Annotated in this window: 1 protein-coding gene; it reads left to right on the top strand. The window is 42.8% G+C overall.

The annotated features are described in order from the left end of the window. The coding region (locus N1032_RS24730; protein ID WP_259543172.1) for a hypothetical protein at nt 1–806 on the top strand (806 nt) is incomplete at both ends.

Here is an 806-nt window from a genome sequence, read left to right on the forward strand (position 1 = left end):
AACGTAATTCACACCTATGTTACCACGGAGTATTACGATTTTACCCCTCCGAATGTTGGCGATTATATTGTAGTTGTCACTGACAGCGATAAACATATTCAACACGGCCTTAGCGCTGGTAATTCTTATAGCTTCACCGCCGGGGATTTTAAAAAGCTGGCTGGTAAAGCTACCCTCACCATTGACGGTAAACAGATTACTGGCGCTGTTGTCATTCCTGCTGGGGCTAATCTGACGGCAACGGCTGATTCCGGTAAGGAGTTTTATACTGATGGCAATGGAGCGTCAATTTATTTTTCCGGGCTTGCCAGTGGTATTATTCAGAACTTCGGATTTACTATCGGCGCAGATAGTAAATCAGCAACTTTACAATTTCCCGATGCCGTAATTAATTCCTTTGAATGTGATGTTCATAATTCGATTATTATTCCTCCTTTGGCCTGGATTAATAATCCTACTGCCGGGCAAGTTAATACGGCTGTACAATTTTCGTGGAATACGGGTACTCCTAAACCTAATGGGGTATATACCGTCAAAGTAACCCGGCTTAGTGATTCGCAGATTGTTGATAACGCGGATATCACCAATAAATTCTACGATCTGAATCAACCAACTGCCGCTAGCTATAAAATTGAAGTTAGTGATTCGCTGAATACTATTACTCAGACCGTAACATTGACCGCAGTAGCGCCAACGTATGATTATACGTTTACCGCTAATGATTACACCAATCTTATTAATGCTGGCGCAACAATGACGGCTGATGGCGTTAATGTTATCGCGGGAACGGGCTTTAATTACGGGGC

The sequence above is a fragment of the Herbiconiux daphne genome, assembly GCF_024979295.1.
GTDB classification, from domain to species: Bacteria; Actinomycetota; Actinomycetes; order Actinomycetales; family Microbacteriaceae; genus Herbiconiux; species Herbiconiux daphnes.